Source organism: Kosakonia sp. AG348 (assembly GCF_003337365.1).
GTDB lineage: Bacteria > Pseudomonadota > Gammaproteobacteria > Enterobacterales > Enterobacteriaceae > Kosakonia.
The window spans coordinates 116,885-133,231 of the sequence record NZ_QPJR01000004.1 but is presented as its reverse complement, the minus strand read 5'-3'; the positions used below and the strand labels follow the sequence as shown (position 1 = coordinate 133,231).

General features: G+C 56.0%; 16 protein-coding genes. 6 read left to right on the top strand and 10 right to left on the bottom strand.

Annotated elements, in window-relative coordinates; all coding sequences use genetic code 11:
- Nucleotides 1–63: 63 nt before the first annotated feature.
- Nucleotides 64–1,026: an FAD:protein FMN transferase gene (locus tag DFO56_RS10840; RefSeq protein ID WP_045509715.1), complete on the top strand. Its 963-nt coding sequence runs from the start codon at nt 64–66 to the stop codon at nt 1,024–1,026.
- On the opposite strand, the gene dcuR is transcribed toward DFO56_RS10840, so the two are convergent.
- Both dcuR and DFO56_RS10830 read right to left on the bottom strand, forming a co-directional pair.
- Entirely contained in the window at nt 1,007–1,726 is a 720-nt protein-coding gene (gene dcuR, locus DFO56_RS10835) for a two-component system response regulator DcuR (protein WP_016495698.1), read from the bottom strand. The two genes, DFO56_RS10840 and dcuR, sit on opposite strands and share 20 nt — an antisense overlap.
- On the bottom strand, nt 1,723–3,336 hold the full coding sequence (locus DFO56_RS10830; RefSeq protein WP_016495699.1) for a sensor histidine kinase: 1,614 nt from the start codon (nt 3,334–3,336) through the stop codon (nt 1,723–1,725). Before DFO56_RS10830 ends, dcuR begins: the two co-directional genes overlap by 4 nt.
- Nucleotides 3,337–3,509: 173 nt before the next feature.
- On the opposite strand from DFO56_RS10830, the gene DFO56_RS10825 reads away from it, so the two are divergent.
- Both DFO56_RS10825 and mqo read left to right on the top strand, forming a co-directional pair.
- Entirely contained in the window at nt 3,510–4,424 is a 915-nt protein-coding gene (locus tag DFO56_RS10825) for an N-acetylmuramic acid 6-phosphate etherase (protein WP_045509711.1), read from the top strand.
- A 258-nt stretch (nt 4,425–4,682) separates the two neighbouring features.
- Nucleotides 4,683–6,374: a malate dehydrogenase (quinone) gene (mqo, locus tag DFO56_RS10820; RefSeq protein WP_045509708.1), complete on the top strand. Its 1,692-nt coding sequence runs from the start codon at nt 4,683–4,685 to the stop codon at nt 6,372–6,374.
- Nucleotides 6,375–6,470: 96 nt separating this feature from the next.
- On the opposite strand, the gene DFO56_RS10815 is transcribed toward mqo, so the two are convergent.
- Nucleotides 6,471–8,246, bottom strand: a complete 1,776-nt coding sequence (locus tag DFO56_RS10815) for a sigma-54-dependent Fis family transcriptional regulator (RefSeq protein WP_045509705.1) — start codon at nt 8,244–8,246, stop codon at nt 6,471–6,473.
- 274 nt (nt 8,247–8,520) lie between these two features.
- Here DFO56_RS10815 and DFO56_RS10810 point away from each other — a divergent pair, with 274 nt between their 5' ends.
- Both DFO56_RS10810 and adhP read left to right on the top strand, forming a co-directional pair.
- The gene (locus DFO56_RS10810; protein WP_016495703.1) at nt 8,521–10,041 is read left to right on the top strand and encodes an aldehyde dehydrogenase family protein; all 1,521 of its coding nucleotides are present in this window, start codon (nt 8,521–8,523) and stop codon (nt 10,039–10,041) included.
- Between the two features lie 27 nt (nt 10,042–10,068).
- A complete protein-coding gene (gene adhP, locus DFO56_RS10805; protein WP_017457060.1) occupies nt 10,069–11,100 on the top strand; it encodes an alcohol dehydrogenase AdhP in 1,032 nt (343 codons plus the stop codon).
- A gap of 37 nt (nt 11,101–11,137) precedes the next feature.
- Here the strand turns inward: adhP and DFO56_RS10800 are convergent, their stop codons facing one another.
- Entirely contained in the window at nt 11,138–12,022 is an 885-nt protein-coding gene (locus tag DFO56_RS10800) for an alpha/beta fold hydrolase (protein ID WP_045509700.1), read from the bottom strand.
- A gap of 85 nt (nt 12,023–12,107) precedes the next feature.
- Between DFO56_RS10800 and DFO56_RS10795 the strand changes: the two genes are divergently transcribed.
- Nucleotides 12,108–12,470: a MerR family transcriptional regulator gene (locus tag DFO56_RS10795; protein WP_045509698.1), complete on the top strand. Its 363-nt coding sequence runs from the start codon at nt 12,108–12,110 to the stop codon at nt 12,468–12,470.
- A gap of 36 nt (nt 12,471–12,506) precedes the next feature.
- Here the strand turns inward: DFO56_RS10795 and gap are convergent, their stop codons facing one another.
- From gap to DFO56_RS10765, 6 genes are all read right to left on the bottom strand, one after another.
- Entirely contained in the window at nt 12,507–13,517 is a 1,011-nt protein-coding gene (gene gap, locus DFO56_RS10790; protein WP_045509695.1) for a type I glyceraldehyde-3-phosphate dehydrogenase, read from the bottom strand.
- Nucleotides 13,518–13,600: 83 nt separating this feature from the next.
- Nucleotides 13,601–14,581, bottom strand: coding sequence for a GlxA family transcriptional regulator (locus tag DFO56_RS10785; RefSeq protein WP_045509692.1), 981 nt, complete (start codon nt 14,579–14,581; stop codon nt 13,601–13,603).
- A gap of 141 nt (nt 14,582–14,722) precedes the next feature.
- The gene (locus tag DFO56_RS10780) at nt 14,723–14,923 is read right to left on the bottom strand and encodes a hypothetical protein (protein ID WP_045509687.1); all 201 of its coding nucleotides are present in this window, start codon (nt 14,921–14,923) and stop codon (nt 14,723–14,725) included.
- A gap of 66 nt (nt 14,924–14,989) precedes the next feature.
- Nucleotides 14,990–15,496: a ferritin-like domain-containing protein gene (locus tag DFO56_RS10775; RefSeq protein WP_016495710.1), complete on the bottom strand. Its 507-nt coding sequence runs from the start codon at nt 15,494–15,496 to the stop codon at nt 14,990–14,992.
- A gap of 34 nt (nt 15,497–15,530) precedes the next feature.
- The gene (locus DFO56_RS10770) at nt 15,531–16,028 is read right to left on the bottom strand and encodes a ferritin-like domain-containing protein (protein WP_045509684.1); all 498 of its coding nucleotides are present in this window, start codon (nt 16,026–16,028) and stop codon (nt 15,531–15,533) included.
- Between the two features lie 99 nt (nt 16,029–16,127).
- Nucleotides 16,128–16,310 carry a general stress protein gene (locus DFO56_RS10765; protein WP_016495712.1) on the bottom strand — a complete coding sequence of 61 codons (183 nt, stop codon included), beginning with the start codon at nt 16,308–16,310 and terminating at the stop codon, nt 16,128–16,130.
- Nucleotides 16,311–16,347 lie beyond the last annotated feature (37 nt).

Genomic DNA, 16,347 nt, shown 5'->3' with positions numbered 1-16,347 from the left:
CGTGCTACACTTCAGGCCTGCCACTGCGCAGGCCTGCTCAATTTAGCCCATCAGGAGAGTGCGATGTCCGATAACCGTGTCTGGAGCTACTCTGCAACCCTTATGGGTTCTCCCATTCTGCTGAAACTCTTTGCCGATAACGAAGTGCTCGCCTCCCGCGTTTTTGGCCTTATCAAACGTTACGAAGATCTGCTGACGGTCAACCGCGCCCATTCACAGGTGATGGATATTAATCACGCCGCGGGACAGCATCCGGTGGCGGTCAGCCGTCCGGTGTATGAACTGATTAAATGCGCCAAAGCCGCCAGCATGGTGCAGGACAGCGCTTTTAACCTGGCGATTGGCCCGCTGGTGAAACTGTGGCGTATCGGTTTTAAAGGCGACCGCGTACCGCCAGCCGACGAGATAACCGCGCGGCTGCGCATTACCCGTCCGCAGGATGTGGTGCTGAATGATGCCGACAGCAGCGTGTTTCTCACCCAGCCGGGGATGGAGATCGATCTTGGCGCAATCGCCAAAGGCTTTATCGCCGATCGGGTGCGCGATTACCTGCATCAGCAGGATGTGCGCGACGGATTGATTAACCTGGGGGGCAATGTGCAAACCCTGGGCACGCCGCAAGGTAGCTGGTCTATCGGGCTGAAAAAACCTTTCTCGTCCGGCGATGCGCTGGTGGGGTCGATAGACGTGGTGAACCAATCGGTGGTGACATCCGGCACCTACGAGCGCTATTTCGAACAGGATGGTAAACGCTGGCACCATATTCTTGACCCGCGCAGTGGTTACCCGCTGGATAACGAACTTGACAGCGTGACGATCATTTCCCGCGATTCGCTCGACGGTGATATCTGGACCACGCTTATCTTCGGTCTCGGTGTGGAAAAAGGCTGCGCATTACTGAAACAGCGCGAGGATATTGAAGCGATTTTCGTCACCAAAAACCGCGACATTATCCTCTCTTCACAGCGTCAGTTCCGCTTTACGCCGTGCGACGACAGTTACCGGATCACTGACTGTACTGCTTAAGTAAGCTGTATTGGTCGGCGATCAACTGGTAGCGATACACCGGGCGACCGGTTGCACCGTAGTGAATGGTGGTGTAGAGAATATTGATTTGGGCAAGCCAAATCAGATACTTACGGCACGACACGCGCGAAATATTCACGGCATTCGCCAGTTCATCGGTGGAAAACTCAATGCCCGGATGGGCGTCAATCCACTGGCAAATGGTACGCAATGTCTGCGCGGTTAACCCTTTTGGCAGACGGCGCGTATCGGCGGCTTCCGGCGCGCCACCGTGTAACAGGCGGTCGACATCAGACTGCTCATAATAGGGGTGCGCACTCATCAGCTTGCGCTTTTCGCGCCATGAGGTCAGCGCTTCTTCGAAGCGCGGGAACTGGAAGGGTTTGATCAGATAATCCACCACCCCATAGTGCAGTGACGTCTGAATGGTTGCCGCATCGGCGGAGGAAGTGATCATAATGACATCAATCGCCCGGCCACTGGCGCGAATGATGGGGAGCAGATCCAGCCCGCTGTCCTGCTGCATATAGACATCCAGCAGCACCAGATCGATATCCCGCTGCGGATCGTTAATCATCTCCTCGGCCTGGCGCAGCGTCGATGCCGTGCCGCAGCACTGAAAGCCGGCGATCTGCGCCACATACATGCGGTTCAGCTCGGCGACCATGGCATCATCGTCAACAATTAATACATTTATCACGCGTTCTTCCTTTCACTATCCCAGGGGAGATGGACAAAAAATTGGGTAAAGACACCGGGTTCAGACTCGACGGTGATCGTGCCGCCAAGTTCGGTGAGCTGCTGGCTGGCAAGAAACAGCCCAACGCCCCGGTTATCACCTTTCGTCGAGAATCCTTTGCGGAAAATGGCGTCGATATTGCCCGGCGCAATGCCCGGACCATCGTCGCTCACTTCGCCGGTCAGCCAGCCATCCTGATAATGCAGCAGGATACCCACTTCGCCTTCCGGCTGACTACTCATGGCATCGAGCGCATTTTCGATGAGATTCCCCAGCACCGTCACCAGCACGGTAACTTGCTTCTCATTGGGGTTATCCGGCACCAGGCTCTCATCCGCCAGCGTCAGCGTAAAACCGCGCTCTTTCGCCCGGTTGATTTTGCCTAACAGAAAACCCGCCACCACCGGCGATTTAACCCGGTGCTGAATAGCGCCAATATCGGTTTGATAATTCTGCGCGGTTTGCAGCACGTACTCTTCAAGCTTGTCATAACTTTTCATGTTTAACAGGCCGAGAATAACATGCAGCTTGTTCATAAATTCGTGGGACGTGGTGCGCAACGCATCAACATAATTCACCATCCCGTCCAGCCGCTGGAGTAGCTGGCTGACTTCGGTTTTATCGCGGAAAGTACTGATCGCGCCAATCACCACGCCCTGGCTGCGCACCGGCACGGTGTTGCTGAGCAGCAGCAGGCCGTTGCAACCGAGCTCGCGATCGTGGGTTGGCTCGCCGGTTTCCAGCACTTCGAGCAGGTCGGCGAGCAGAGGCCCGTGTCCGGCGGCACCGTCTGGTGCATTGGTCAGCAGCATCTGCCGTGCGGCATGGTTAAGCAGCGTTACGCGCCCGTCAGCATCGACGGCAATCACCCCTTCTTTCAGTGACTGTAACATCGCCTGGCGCTGCTTGAATTGCGCCGAGATCTCGTGCGGCTCAAGGCCAAGCAGAATGCGTTTCAGCACCCGCACCAGTTGCCAGGTACCGAGCGAGCCCACCAGCGCGCTAAACAGCAGCGTCCACATCACCGCCCAGCGGCTGCGGCTGACTTGCTGATCGACCTTGCTCAGCGAGATCCCGACCACCACCACGCCAATTTGCTGGTTGGCGTCGTCATATACCGGTGTAAAAACGCGTAATGCCGGTGCCAGCACGCCGCGGTTCACGGCGACATTTTCTTTGCCTTTCAGCGCCGGGTTTAGATCCTCGCCAATAAAGTGTTGCCCGATGATCCCGGCGTTCGGGTGCGAATACCGGATGCCGTGCATATTGGTGACGATGGCATACAGCAGATCGTTACGGGCAGCGACCGCTTCCGTCAGCGGCTGGATCACGTTGCTGTCAGGCGGCAACAATAATCCACGCTTGATTTCAGGCGAATCAGCCAGCGTGCGCGCAACGGCCAGCGCCGTCTCTTTTACCCCGTCACGCGTGGCATTACTGATTTGCCAGAACCACAGGGCAAAGGCCAGCAGCAACACCGAACCGATAACGCTGCATACCATTAGCGTCACGGTGGTACTGAGCTTCATAGGGCGTTTGCGTGGTTTTATCCGCTGCGCTAACTCTTTCATGCCAAACCCAATTATTCACATCAAGATAGTTATTATCACCGAAGGCGTAAAAATCTTAAAGCGGCGCGAGAAGTACAAAATGCGCGGCGTAGCCGTGAAGCGTGACCCCATTCGCAGGTAAGGCAGATAAATAACCTTATAGTGAGTGTGGAACCATTCAGAAGGAGCAGGGTATGAGCAGTAAGCCAAACGGTTCACTAGTGGAACGTCGCAACCGCCGCACGACCGACATCGACCGGCTCGCCACGCTGGATATGCTGACGCTCATCAATGAGGAAGATAAACAGGTTACCGACGCGGTAAGCGCCTGTTTGCCGGAGATCGCCCGGCTGGTGGATAACGCCAGCGCGACGCTGAATCGCGCCGGCAGGGTGGTGATCATCGGCGCCGGTGCGTCCGGGCAGGCGGCGATACAAACCGCACAAGGTTTTGCTCCCGATACACGTCATGGCGTTATTGGCTTGTTGGCCGGTGGCATCAATGCTAACGCGCAAGAGCGTGACGCGGCGGCGGCAAATTATGAACGCGGGGTTGCCGATTTACAGGCCATCAACTTTAGCCATGACGATATGCTGGTGGCGCTGTCGGTCAGTGGTAAAACGCCGTGGACATGGGGCGCGCTGCGCCACGCCTGGTCACTCGGCGCACGCATCGCGCTGGTTTGCCGGGGTCACGATAGCGAAGCCGCCCGGTTGGCGGATATCGTGCTGGCACCGGACAGCGGCGCGGAGGTGGTGAGTGGTTTTAGCGAACCGAAAGCGCGGCTTGCCCAGCAGCAAATCCTCAACATGCTGGCAACCGGTCTTGCTATCCGTACCGGGCGTGTTTACAGCAACCTGCGGGTGGATGTGCAGGCGACCAGTGTGCACTGGGCAGAGCGGCAAATCACGCTGGTGATGGCGGCAACGCAGTGCTCACGCGAGCAAGCGAAAAGCGCGCTGGAGAGCTGCGATCATAACTGCCGTACGGCGATATTAATGGTGCTGACCGGTCTGGATGCCTGGCGCGCGCGCGATCTGCTAACCGAGAATAACGATCATTTGCGAATTGCCTTACAGGAGGCGAAAACGCATTTTGCTGATGTCTGAATAATGAAAAAAGCCCGCCAATAATTACGGCGGGCTTTTTTATTATGTATTGTACGAGCGTTTGATATTTCGAGTTTTTAAGATAAATCCCGTCACTATTAATTCCACATTATTTATGTCACTGCTTTTTTTAATTTAAAAAAGCGGCGAAATACTATTTATCGATATGAGCTGAATTGTGAATGATATTTTAAATTAACGTAAAAGTGCGTTAATATCTGTTTTCACAAATCACACCTGCTATGTAACCTTATAATTATGCCTGCAATGAAAAAGACAATTATCTCGCTCAGCGCCGTCGCGTTACTCGTCAGTTCAGTGACCAGCGCGTACGCGGAAGAGACGCAAAAAACGGACTTCCTGCTGATTGGCGGCGGCATCATGAGCGCCTCTCTGGGCACCTGGCTGCAGGAGCTGCAGCCGGAGTGGAAACAAGTGATGGTGGAAAAACTCGATGGCGTAGCGCTCGAGTCTTCTAACGGCTGGAATAATGCCGGCACCGGTCACTCGGCAAATATGGAACTTAATTACACGCCGCAGCGTCCGGATGGCTCTATTGATGTCAGCAAAGCGCTGGAAATTAATGAGCAGTTTATGATTTCCCGCCAGTTCTGGTCGGCACAGGTGAAGCGCGGTATTTTGAATAACCCGCACGCTTTTATTAATTCCACGCCGCACATGAGTTTCGTCTGGGGCGATAATGTGGATTATCTGGCAAAACGTTATGCCGCTTTGCAGCAAACGACCTTATTCCAGGGTATGAAATTCTCCACCGACCATCAGCAAATTAAACAGTGGGCACCGCTGGTGATGGAAGGGCGCGACCCGAACCAGAAAGTCGCCGCCACCTGGACGCCGGTCGGCACCGACGTTAACTACGGTGAAATTACCCGTCAGCTGGTTGGCAGCCTGAAAAAAAGCAGCAACTTCTCCCTGCAAACCTCTTCCGAAGTGACCGATTTCAAACGCAATGCCGATAACTCCTGGCATGTCACCATCAAAGACGTGAACAGCGGTAACGAGCACGCCATCGATGCGAAATATGTCTTTATCGGTGCCGGTGGCGGGGCGCTGAAGCTGCTGCAAAAAACCGGCATCCCGGAAGCGGATAACTACGCGGGCTTCCCGGTCGGCGGTTCCTTCCTGATGACGGAAAACCCGGCGATCACCAGCCAGCATCTGCAAAAAGTCTACGGTCAGGCGTCCGTGGGCGCGCCGCCGATGTCGGTACCGCATATTGATGCCCGCTTTATTGATGGCAAACGCGTGGTGCTGTTTGGGCCGTTCGCGACCTTCTCCACCAAATTCCTGAAAAACGGCTCCTTCTTTGACCTGCTGAGCACTACCACCACCAGCAACTTTATGCCGATGACCCACGTAGGGCTCGACAACTTCGACCTGGTGAAATACCTGATTGGTCAGGTCATGCTGAGCGATGAAGACCGCTTTGAAGCGCTGAAAGAGTACTATCCGCAGGCGCGTAAAGAGGACTGGAAACTGATCCAGGCCGGCCAGCGTGTGCAGATCATCAAGAAAGATGAAGACAAAGGTGGCGTGCTGAAGCTTGGCACCGAAGTGGTGGTCGATCAGCAGAAAACCATCTCTGCGCTGCTTGGCGCATCGCCGGGCGCGTCGACGGCTGCACCCATCACCCTGAATGTGCTGAAGAAGATGTTCCCGGAGCAGTTCAACTCGCCGCAGTGGCAGAGCAAAATCCGCGACATCGTGCCGAGCTACGGTCAGGAGATGAACGGTAACGTGGCGTTGACCCAGAAAGTGTGGGATGACACCGCCGCCACGCTGCAACTGGCGAAACCGCCGGTGATTGAGATGAACGATCAGAAAAACGCCCCGGCTGACAAACCGGCAGAGGCGAAAAACGACGCTCCGGCTGATAAGCCGGCTGAAGCGAAAAGCGACGCCTCCCCACAGCACGATATGGCGCTGTAAATAAAACAGGGCGCACTCCGGTGCGCCCTTTCTCTTTTTGTCGGTCTGCGACCGTTCCCGCCTGAATTAAACTCTGTTGTTATTCCCGTCGCGCATTTAACCGTTCGCTTGCCGTTTTTCGAGGCGGCGGTAGAGCGTGCTGCGCGATATCCCCAGCTTTTTAGCCGCCAGACTCATATTGCCCCGCGCTTCTGCAATCGCGCTCTGCTCATCTTGCGGGGCTGCCTCCGCCACCGCCACCGCCACCGCCAGCGTTGGCGGGTGCGAAGAGGCAATGTCAGGGGGAAGATCCGCAAGCGTAATGCAATCACCGTCTTCCGCCAGCGCCATCAATACCCGCAACTGGCTGAGTAACTGGCGCACATTTCCCGGCCACGGGCGACCCGCCAGCGTGGCGACCACCTCGGCGCTAAGGGTAAGGCCACGGCTGGCTGCGCCCAGCTCCTGCCACAGTTTTTGGATAAACCCATCAACATTCTGCCACTCGCGTAACGGAGGAATGCGCAGATGAAACTCCTGAATACGGTACAGCAGATCTTCGCGAAATGTCCCGGCCTGCACCCGAGCGGCGAGATCCTGATGGGTGGCACAAATTAGCGTGAAGTTGACGTCATACACACTGTTGGCACCCAGCGGCGTCACTTTCTTCTCCTGCAATACGCGCAGCAGGCGGGTTTGCAGCGCCAGCGGCATATCGCCAATCTCGTCAAGAAACAGAACGCCACCATCGGCTTCCCGGCACTTACCGATATAGCCTTTTGGGCTTGCGCCGGTAAACGCGCCGGGAACATAGCCAAACAGTTCGGACTCAATCAAATGCTCCGGGAGCGCCGCACAGTTAATGGCGACAAAGTTTCCTGTGCGCCACTGGCTGCGGGCATATAGCTCGCGGGCCAGATACTCTTTTCCGCTGCCGGTTTCACCGGTCACGCACAAGGCAATCCCGGCATTAACAATGCGCAGTGCTTTCTCTTTTTCCCGCGCCAGTTGATCCTGCGCGAGGGCTGCGCCGCGCCCGATATAGCGCCGCGCAGGCAGTGTCTGACGCGCGTAGTAGCGCCGTGTATTACTGGCGTCGAGGGTGGTTTCGCCGACCTGTAAACCGGCCTCCGGGAAAAGCGTTTGTAAAGAGAGTTCGCCAAAATGCTGCGGCGTCAGCGAAAACTCATCCATCGCCAGCTTGTTCGCACCGAGCAATGTCTGATCGGCGAAAATCAGCAACAGCTCCTGCGCACTGCCGAGCACCGACGGGTCGTGATGCAGACTCAGCAGCCAGCGGTCGGCACCAAGCGCGCTGGTGGCCCACTCATGTTCTATTTGGCATACCGCGCGACGGATCAGCGCAGCGGCATCGCGGCGCGGCGCCTGGGCGGGTGTTGAGAGATCTAACACCCCGGCAATTTGTCCGTCCGGTCGGAAGACGGGGGACGCCGAGCAAAACAAGCCTGCGTTGCGGCTGAGGTAATGTTCGCCGCCGGAGACTTCACAATGGCGCTGCAATGCCAGCGCAGTCCCTATCGCGTTAGTGCCGCGCGCGTGTTCGCCCCACAGGTTGCCGGGTGCCAGCGCATAGCGCTGCGCTTTTTGCAGAAAGTCGCGGTTGCCGTGGGTCTCCAGCACCAGACCGGTAGCGTCGGACAGCACCATTATCGACGGATGACTGGCAAGCTCCGGGCGCAGTCGCGCCAGCAGCGGGGCGGCCAGATGGTTGACCCAACCGTTTTCCGCGCGGGCATCTTTCAGCATGGATGTCGCTACCCAGGGCTGGGCGTCATCATCGCGGGTCAACCCGTAGCTGCGACTACGCTGCCAGGAGTTTTCAAGCAGGCAGGGTAACCCGGCAGGAGCGAGGGACAAGGCGCGTGGCGGCATGTGACTCTCCATTAAATGAGATGTTACATTTGTGTAGCATAACAGTGTCCCGTATGTAGCGACGTGCGACACACTTCCCGCACCCTGTACCAGCCTTTTTTGTGTCATTTCATTCCGGCAAAAGTCTGGCTTTCAGTTATTTCCTTGTTTTATCAGCATAAACACACCTGCGACGGATCGTTTGCTACGACCTGGCATAAGAACTGCTTATGTCACTGTGTCCGCCACGATGCGCGACGCCTCACCTGTACCGATAATAAAAGAGGAACATCTTATGAAATATGTCCACCCTGGCCTTGATGGCGCGAAAGTCTCTTTTAAACAGCGTTATGGCAACTATATTGGCGGTGAATTTGTTGACCCGGTGGAAGGGCGTTGGTTTACCAACACCTCGCCGGTCACCGGACAGGTGATTGCCGAATTCCCGCGCTCAGACGCGGCGGATATTGAGAAGGCTCTGGACGCAGCGCATGCTGCCGCCGACGCCTGGGGAAAAACCAGCGTGCAGGATCGCGCCAATGTGCTGCTGGCCATTGCCGATCGCATCGAAGCCAACCTGGAAATGCTGGCATTAACAGAAACCTGGGATAACGGAAAACCGATCCGCGAAACCATGGGCGCGGATTTGCCGCTGGCTGTTGATCACTTCCGTTATTTCGCCGGTTGTATCCGCGCGCAGGAAGGGACAGCGGCAGAGATCGACAGCAATACGGTTGCTTACCACATCTATGAACCGCTGGGCGTGGTCGGGCAGATCATTCCGTGGAACTTCCCGCTGCTGATGGCGGCGTGGAAACTGGCGCCGGCGCTGGCGGCGGGCAACTGCGTGGTACTGAAACCGGCTGAACAGACGCCGCTTGGCATCTGCGTGTTGATGGAACTGATTGGCGATCTGCTACCCAAAGGGGTGCTGAATGTGGTGCACGGCTTCGGCACTGAAGCCGGTGAACCGCTGGCGCGCAGCAAACGCATCGAAAAAATCGCCTTTACCGGCTCCACGCCGATTGGCCGCCACATCCTTTCGTGCGCGGCGGAAAACATCATCCCCAGCACCGTCGAACTCGGCGGCAAATCACCCAATATCTACTTTGAAGATGTGATGAACGGTGATGAAGGCTTTATTGATAAAGCGGTGGAAGGCGTGGTGCTCGGCTTCTTCAACCAGGGCGAAGTCTGTACCTGCCCGTCGCGCGTGCTGGTGCAGGAATCGATTTATCCGCAGTTTGTCGAAAAAGTCATCGCCCGCATGGAGAACATCCGCAAAGGCGACCCGTTTGACACCGACACCATGATTGGTGCGCAGGCGTCACAAGAACAGTACGACAAGATCCTCTCTTACATCTCGATTGCCCGCGACGAAGGCGGCGAAATCATTACCGGCGGCGCTCACGTGGAACACGGCGACGGGCTGCAAAACGGTTTCTATATCCAGCCGACATTGATTAAAGGCCATAACGGGATGCGCTGCTTCCAGGAAGAGATTTTTGGGCCGGTGCTGGGCATTACCACTTTTAAAGATGAAGCCGAAGCGCTGCGTATCGCCAACGACACCGAGTTTGGCCTCGGCGCCGGGGTGTGGACGCTGGATATCAATCGCGCATGGCGCATGGGACGCGGCATTAAAGCGGGTCGCGTATGGACAAACTGTTACCACCTCTACCCGGCACATGCGGCGTTTGGCGGTTACAAAAACTCGGGCGTCGGGCGTGAAACCCACAAACTGGCGCTGAGCCACTATCAGCAGATCAAAAACCTGCTGGTGAGTTACAGCGGTTCGCCGCTGGGGCTGTATTAATTATCTACATCAGGATGAGGCGATAATATGCAACTGAAAACCATGAAAGCCGCAGTGGTGAAAGCCTTTGGTCAGCCGCTGGTGATTGAAGAGGTGATGGTGCCGGCTGTTGAACCGGGCAAGATCCTCGTCAAAATTGAAGCGACCGGCGTGTGTCACACGGATTTACACGCCGCCGATGGCGACTGGCCGATTAAACCGAACCCGCCGTTTATCCCCGGCCACGAAGGTGTCGGCCATGTGGTGGCTGTCGGGCCGGGCGTGAAGCATGTGAAAGAGGGCGATCGTGTCGGTGTGCCGTGGCTCTATTCAACATGTGGTCACTGTGAACACTGCCTTGGCGGCTGGGAAACCCTGTGCCATTCGCAGCAAAACTCCGGCTATTCGGTAAACGGTACGTTTGCCGAATATTGCCTGGCCGATGCCAGCTATGTCGGGATTTTGCCGGATAATGTCGATTTTCAGAGTATCGCGCCGATCCTCTGCGCCGGGGTGACAGTCTATAAAGGGCTGAAAATGACCGAAGCGCGCGCCGGAGAGTGGGTGGTGGTGTCGGGTATCGGCGGCCTGGGACACCTGGCGATCCAGTACGCGGTGGCGATGGGCATGAACGTGGCGGCGGTCGATATTGATGATGACAAGCTGGCGTTTGCGCGCCGTCTCGGTGCCTCGGTGGTGGTCAATGCGCGCCAGGAAGATCCGGGAACGCGTTTCCATAGCGAGTTTGGCGGTGCGCACGGCGTGCTGGTGACCGCGGTATCGCCAAAAGCGTTTGAGCAGGCAACAACCATGATGCGCCGTGGCGGCACCATGGTGCTCAACGGCTTACCACCGGGGAAATTCGACCTGTCGATTTTTGACATGGTGCTCGATGGCACCACGGTGCGCGGTTCGATTGTCGGTACGCGTAAAGATCTGCAGGAAGCGCTGGATTTCGCCGGGCGCAACAAAGTCCATGCGGAAATCGCCGTGGAGCCGCTGGAGAATATCAACAGCATCTTTGAGCGGATGCGCGCCGGGAAAATCACCGGCAGGATCGTCGTCGATATGTCGAAGTAACAGAGTAAAACGGGGCAGCGATGCCCCGTTTGGCGTTTCAGTGCAGAGCATCCGCAAACTCTGCCAGCTGCTGGTTAAAACGGGCTGGCTCTTCCAGGAACGGGGCGTGCCCCGAATGGTCAAACCACACCGCGCTAATACGGGGATTCACGCTTCTGGCACGCGCCAGCGATGCGTGTGGCTCCACCAGCTGGTCATACCTGCCGTAGATAAAGCGTACCGGGATTGTCGCTTTTCCCAGCCCCTGCTCAAGCGCAACTTTCATTGACGGTACGGCGCGTTGCATCTCCCAGGAGGCCATCGCCGCATTGGCTTGCAGGCGCGCGAAGGTAACCGTGTCAGGTTGCTGGTAGAAGCAGAGCCGCAGAAATTCGCGCTCGCCATCCAGGTGGGTGGCTAAATCCGCCGAGGTCATCGCCTGATAGACTTGCGGATGCGCCGGGATCTGATCGGGCGTTAACTCCACCACGGCGTCGACATACAGCGCGCCAGACAGCGCTTTGTCACCAAACTGCGCCAGGTAGTGACTGATCACCGCGCCACCCAGCGACCAGCCGACCAGCAGCGGTTTTTTTGCATGGCTTGCGGTAATGACGGCGGCGACATCTTCTGCCCAGCGGCTTCCCTCGCGGTAGGCCTCTGCCTGCGTCGGTTTGGCCGACAGACCATGGCCGCGCATATCAAAACTGATTAAGCGAAAACGTTGCAAAGCCGGATCCTGACGCTGTTTTTCCCAGTTCAGGTGGCTGCCTAATAAGCCGTGAATAAAAATAATCGGCTTGCCTTGCGGCGCGCCGGACTCTTGTACCGCCAGTTCCACACCGTCCGCCGAGGTCACGGTGTACTGCTTGTCGCTGGCAAACAGCGAGGCGGAAAAGCTGAATAACAAAATAGCGAGATAACGACCAGGGGATAACAGCATAAAATGTTCCTCCAGATGAATGTTCGCGGCTATCCTCAACCCTGACACTGGTGTCAGAGTCAAGCCATTTACCGGGAGGAAGAGAATGTTTTCAATTGGCGAACTCGCCCGACAAACGGGCATCAGCGTGCGCTCTATCCGCCATTATGATCGCCACGGTCTGTTGTGCAGCACGCGTGCCTGCAACGGTTATCGCTACTTTCCACCGCAGGCGCTCGGCCAGGTGAGGCAAATCCAGCAGTTAATCGCCACGGGGTTTAGCATTGCTGAAATTGCCGCTTTTCCTGCCTGTATGCGCAATGAAGAAGGGGCGACGATGTGTCCGCAAACGCGCGCGTTGCAGCGTAAACGGCTGGCGACGATTGAGGCGCAAATCGCCACCCTTGAACGCCGCCGCGCGCAACTGATTGCCGCTCTGGGCGCGACAAAACAAAAAACGACGCCCTGAGGCGTCGTCATAATGTGCAGGGCGGAAGTCTCGCTGTTATAAACCGCGTTTGCCGATCAGGCTTGCCAGTTCAACCAGGCGATTTGAGAAGCCCCACTCGTTATCATACCAGGCGAGGATTTTCACCAGATTGCCGCCAATCACCAGCGTTGATAATCCGTCAATGATCGACGAGCGCGGGTCGCCCTGGTAATCGCTGGAAACCAGCGGTTCATCACTGTAACCGAGAATACCTTTCAGAGGACCGGTCTCTGCGGCTTCGCGGAACGCGGCATTTACCTCTTCAGCCGTAACATCACGTTTTAGCGTGACCGTCAGGTCAACAATCGACACCACCGGAACCGGCACGCGCAGAGAGTAGCCTGTCAACCGGCCGTCGAGTTCCGGGATCACTTTGCCGAGCGCTTTCGCCGCCCCGCTGGAGTAAGGCACAATCGACAGCGCCGCAGCACGCGCGCCGCGCAGATCTTTTTCCGGCTGGTCATGCAGCGCCTGGCTGTTGGTATAGGCGTGGGTGGTGTTCATCAGGCCATGTTCGATCCCGAAGCGCTGATGCAGGACTTGCGCGGCAGGGGCCAGGCCATTGGTGGTACAACTGCCGTTGCTGACCACAAAATGGCGTTTGGGATCGTACTGGCTGTCGTTCACGCCCAGCACGATGGTTAAATCATCATTTTTACCGGGCGCGGAGATAATCACCCGTTTTGCGCCGCCGCGGCTGATATGCACTTCGGCTTTGTCGCGTTCGGTGAAGAAACCGGTGGCTTCAATCACCACTTCCACGCCAACATCACGCCATGGAATGTTGCCCGGATCGCGTTCGCTGAACACACGCACCGCATTGCCATCGACGAACAACTGGCCTTCACCCGCTTCTACCGGAACGGGCAGGGTGCCGAGCAGAGAATCATGTTTCAGCAGATGAGCGAGGGTTTTGCTGTCTGTCAGATCGTTAATCGCCACGATCTGAATCTCCGGGTTGCCCAGCGCCGCGCGTAACACGTTGCGTCCAATTCTGCCAAAACCATTAATGCCGACCTTAACCATAATTGACTCCTTCCTGTGCGGTAACTAACTGCAGTTACTGTAGGCCGGTCATGGTTTGGCGTAAACGACAAAAAAGGATCACTTTACGCCAATTTGCGGCAGTGGAAGCGCTGGCGGTAATCGCCTGGTGTCAGGTGTAACTGGCGTTCGAAAATGCGCCGCAGATTGATGCTGCTGCCGAAACCGGTGGCGGCGGCGATCTGATCCAGGGTTTCACTGGTTTGCTCCAGCCGGCTACGTGCGGCGGCGAGCCGCGCTTCGGCCACATAGCGTGCGGGAGAAACACCGCTTTCACGGGTAAAGACGCGGGTGAAATTGCGCGGGCTCATCGCAACCTGTTCCGCCAGCCGCTCAACGGATAAATCCTCAGCCAGGTTGGCAAGGATCCAGTTTTGCAGTTCGCTGATTGGCCCGACGCCGCTGGCCTGCTGCAATTGATAGCGGCTGAACTGCAACTGACCGCCGGGGCGGCGCAGGTACATCACCATGTTCTGCGCGATATCCAGCGCCAGTGAGAAGCCATAATCATCTTCGACCAGCGCCAGCGTGAGATCGAAGCCGGAACTGACGCCGCCGGAGGTCCAGACTGGCCCGTCCTGAATATAGAGCGGGCCGCCTTCAACGGTTACTGCGGGGTATTCTTTCTGCATGGTTTCCAGCAACCGCCAGTGGGTGGTTGCGCGCCGTCCGTTAAGCAACCCACTTTGTGCCAGCAGCATCGCGCCACCGCAAATAGAAACGACCCGACGCGCGTGCGGCGCGGCAAGGCGCAGCCAGTCCACCACGGCCGTACCTTCTTCGGCATCAGTACCGCGACCGGTTATCATGATGGTGTCCCACGGCTGGCGCGGATCGATCTCCGGCAGGCGGTGATCGGCCAGCAGGTTCAGCCCGGACTGGCCATGGATCACCTGGTGAGGCTGGGTGGTGGCAACGGTAACGCGATAGCGCGGCTGCGCGGTCTCATCCGGATGTAGCTGGTTGGCCTGCATCAGAATGTCGGCAATCCCGGCGGCTTCGAACAGCATGCCGCCATCAGGAACAATAATCAGGAATGTTTTCATGTCCTGAAACGTACGCCAATTACATTTTAAGTCAAGCCTGCGCTGAAGGGCGCGGATGATGGGCAATAAAAAACCCGGAGTCTCCGCTCCGGGCAAATCTAACAAGACACAAAATGTTATCGAATAACGCAGTCTGTGGCGTTATTCGCTGGCCTGTTTACGGTTAGCCATGGTCGTGACCAGATATTCCTGCACGGGGTCGAGAGAAAGAGCGGGTTGCGGCAGTTCAGCCTCATCATGGTTGCTGGCAGGTTGCCCGGCCACAAAGGGTTTTAGCTCCCGGGCGCGTTCAAACTCACTCAACACCTGCCAGCCGAGATCGTCACTGGCACGGTTGTTCATTAACACATTCCTTACGCGTTTCAGCTTTGGCAGCATCGTCGTCTCTCCATTAACAATAAACGCAGGTTATTTTTTCGCTTCAACGCCGGGCGCGCTGGAGCGGTCAAGGAATTGAGTTGTCACTTCCGGCACGTGCTGGAGCATCCACTCCGCCATTTCAATCTCTTGCGCCACAATTTTTTGCAGCACCTGCACGCCGTTAACATCGCCCAATTCTTCAGCCGTTCTAATCAATGAGGTGTAACACGCAATTTCAAATTGCTCAAAGACATAGCCACCTATTGCGCCTTTAACCACCTCGTCGGAATTAAAGACACCACCAACGGCTTGACCCATCGCCGCCATTTTACCCATGGTGTCTTTGAGGACCGATCGCGATATTCCGCATTGATCAATAAGCCCTTCAAGTAACACTATTTGTTCACGGGTTTCGGCTAAATGACTTTCAATTTTGCTTTTCAGCACAGGATAATTATCGATGCGTTTAGCCATTGCCTCCAGCATCGACTCTGCCTGTTTTTCCATCCCATGTGCGTCACGTAGCCAGTCGTGATAATTCTCTTCGCGTGTCATACGTTTACCTCAGGTGGAATTAACTCAATGACATTTATTCTACTTCCGCTTTGGAATTAATTTTGCTGGTCGCAATTTTGGTAAGCAAATTGTCGGTGGTTTTTTCCTCTTCCAGCGTTTGCGCCAGAAGATTTTTCGCTTTTTTATAGCCTAATTGATCGGCAAGGGTGCAAAGCGTACCGTAAGAGGCAATTTCATAATGTTCAACTTTTTGCGCAGCGGCAATTAACGCGGCGTCACGAATAGTGCCTTTTTCAGTGCTTTCAATCACCTCGTCGGCTTCTTCTACTAAACCTTCCATCGCATGACACTTCATGCGTTTTAACTTCAGGCCGCTTTCGGCTTCAAGCAGCTGATCGATGCGCTCTATCTGGCCTTGCGTCTCTTCCATGTGTTGTTTGAAGGCTTGCACCAGCTCGGGCGTAGAGGCTTCGCGTGCCAGTTTGGCTAACGCGCGGGCAAGCTGTTTTTCTGCGCTGTAAATGTCCGACAAGCCGTGGATAAATAAATCGTTTAGCGTATTAATCTGCATAATTAAAGACCTTTAATTTCAGGTTAAAAATAGCGAGCCGTTGCCGGCTCGCCAGGAATAAAATAAATATATTGATGCGGTAAAAAATTAAATCAGAAATTAATCCCCTGATTTACGGCCGCCGCTGTGGCTATTCTGGCCGCCTTTTTTACCTGCTTCGGAAGCGCGCTGTGGATCATTTTTGAAATTACCACCGCTGTGTTGACCGCCTTTGCGGCCCGCTTCGGACGCTTTTTCACGATCTTCGGCGAAATTACCTGAGCCGCCACGATGTTCAGCCATAATATTTCTCCTGTTTCGTTGTTAAATATATGAACAT

Excerpts from the sequence above, each read along its gene's own strand:
- DFO56_RS10840 (WP_045509715.1), top strand. The coding sequence starts at position 64 with ATGTCCGATAACCGTGTCTGGAGCTACTCTGCAACCCTTATGGGTTCT.
- DFO56_RS10830 (WP_016495699.1), bottom strand. The coding sequence starts at position 3,336 with ATGAAAGAGTTAGCGCAGCGGATAAAACCACGCAAACGCCCTATGAAG.
- DFO56_RS10825 (WP_045509711.1), top strand. The coding sequence starts at position 3,510 with ATGAGCAGTAAGCCAAACGGTTCACTAGTGGAACGTCGCAACCGCCGC.
- mqo (WP_045509708.1), top strand. The coding sequence starts at position 4,683 with ATGCCTGCAATGAAAAAGACAATTATCTCGCTCAGCGCCGTCGCGTTA.
- DFO56_RS10815 (WP_045509705.1), bottom strand. The coding sequence starts at position 8,246 with ATGCCGCCACGCGCCTTGTCCCTCGCTCCTGCCGGGTTACCCTGCCTG.
- DFO56_RS10810 (WP_016495703.1), top strand. The coding sequence starts at position 8,521 with ATGAAATATGTCCACCCTGGCCTTGATGGCGCGAAAGTCTCTTTTAAA.
- adhP (WP_017457060.1), top strand. The coding sequence starts at position 10,069 with ATGCAACTGAAAACCATGAAAGCCGCAGTGGTGAAAGCCTTTGGTCAG.
- DFO56_RS10800 (WP_045509700.1), bottom strand. The coding sequence starts at position 12,022 with ATGCTGTTATCCCCTGGTCGTTATCTCGCTATTTTGTTATTCAGCTTT.
- DFO56_RS10795 (WP_045509698.1), top strand. The coding sequence starts at position 12,108 with ATGTTTTCAATTGGCGAACTCGCCCGACAAACGGGCATCAGCGTGCGC.
- gap (WP_045509695.1), bottom strand. The coding sequence starts at position 13,517 with ATGGTTAAGGTCGGCATTAATGGTTTTGGCAGAATTGGACGCAACGTG.
- DFO56_RS10785 (WP_045509692.1), bottom strand. The coding sequence starts at position 14,581 with ATGAAAACATTCCTGATTATTGTTCCTGATGGCGGCATGCTGTTCGAA.
- DFO56_RS10780 (WP_045509687.1), bottom strand. The coding sequence starts at position 14,923 with ATGAACAACCGTGCCAGTGACGATCTCGGCTGGCAGGTGTTGAGTGAG.
- DFO56_RS10775 (WP_016495710.1), bottom strand. The coding sequence starts at position 15,496 with ATGACACGCGAAGAGAATTATCACGACTGGCTACGTGACGCACATGGG.
- DFO56_RS10770 (WP_045509684.1), bottom strand. The coding sequence starts at position 16,028 with ATGCAGATTAATACGCTAAACGATTTATTTATCCACGGCTTGTCGGAC.
- DFO56_RS10765 (WP_016495712.1), bottom strand. The coding sequence starts at position 16,310 with ATGGCTGAACATCGTGGCGGCTCAGGTAATTTCGCCGAAGATCGTGAA.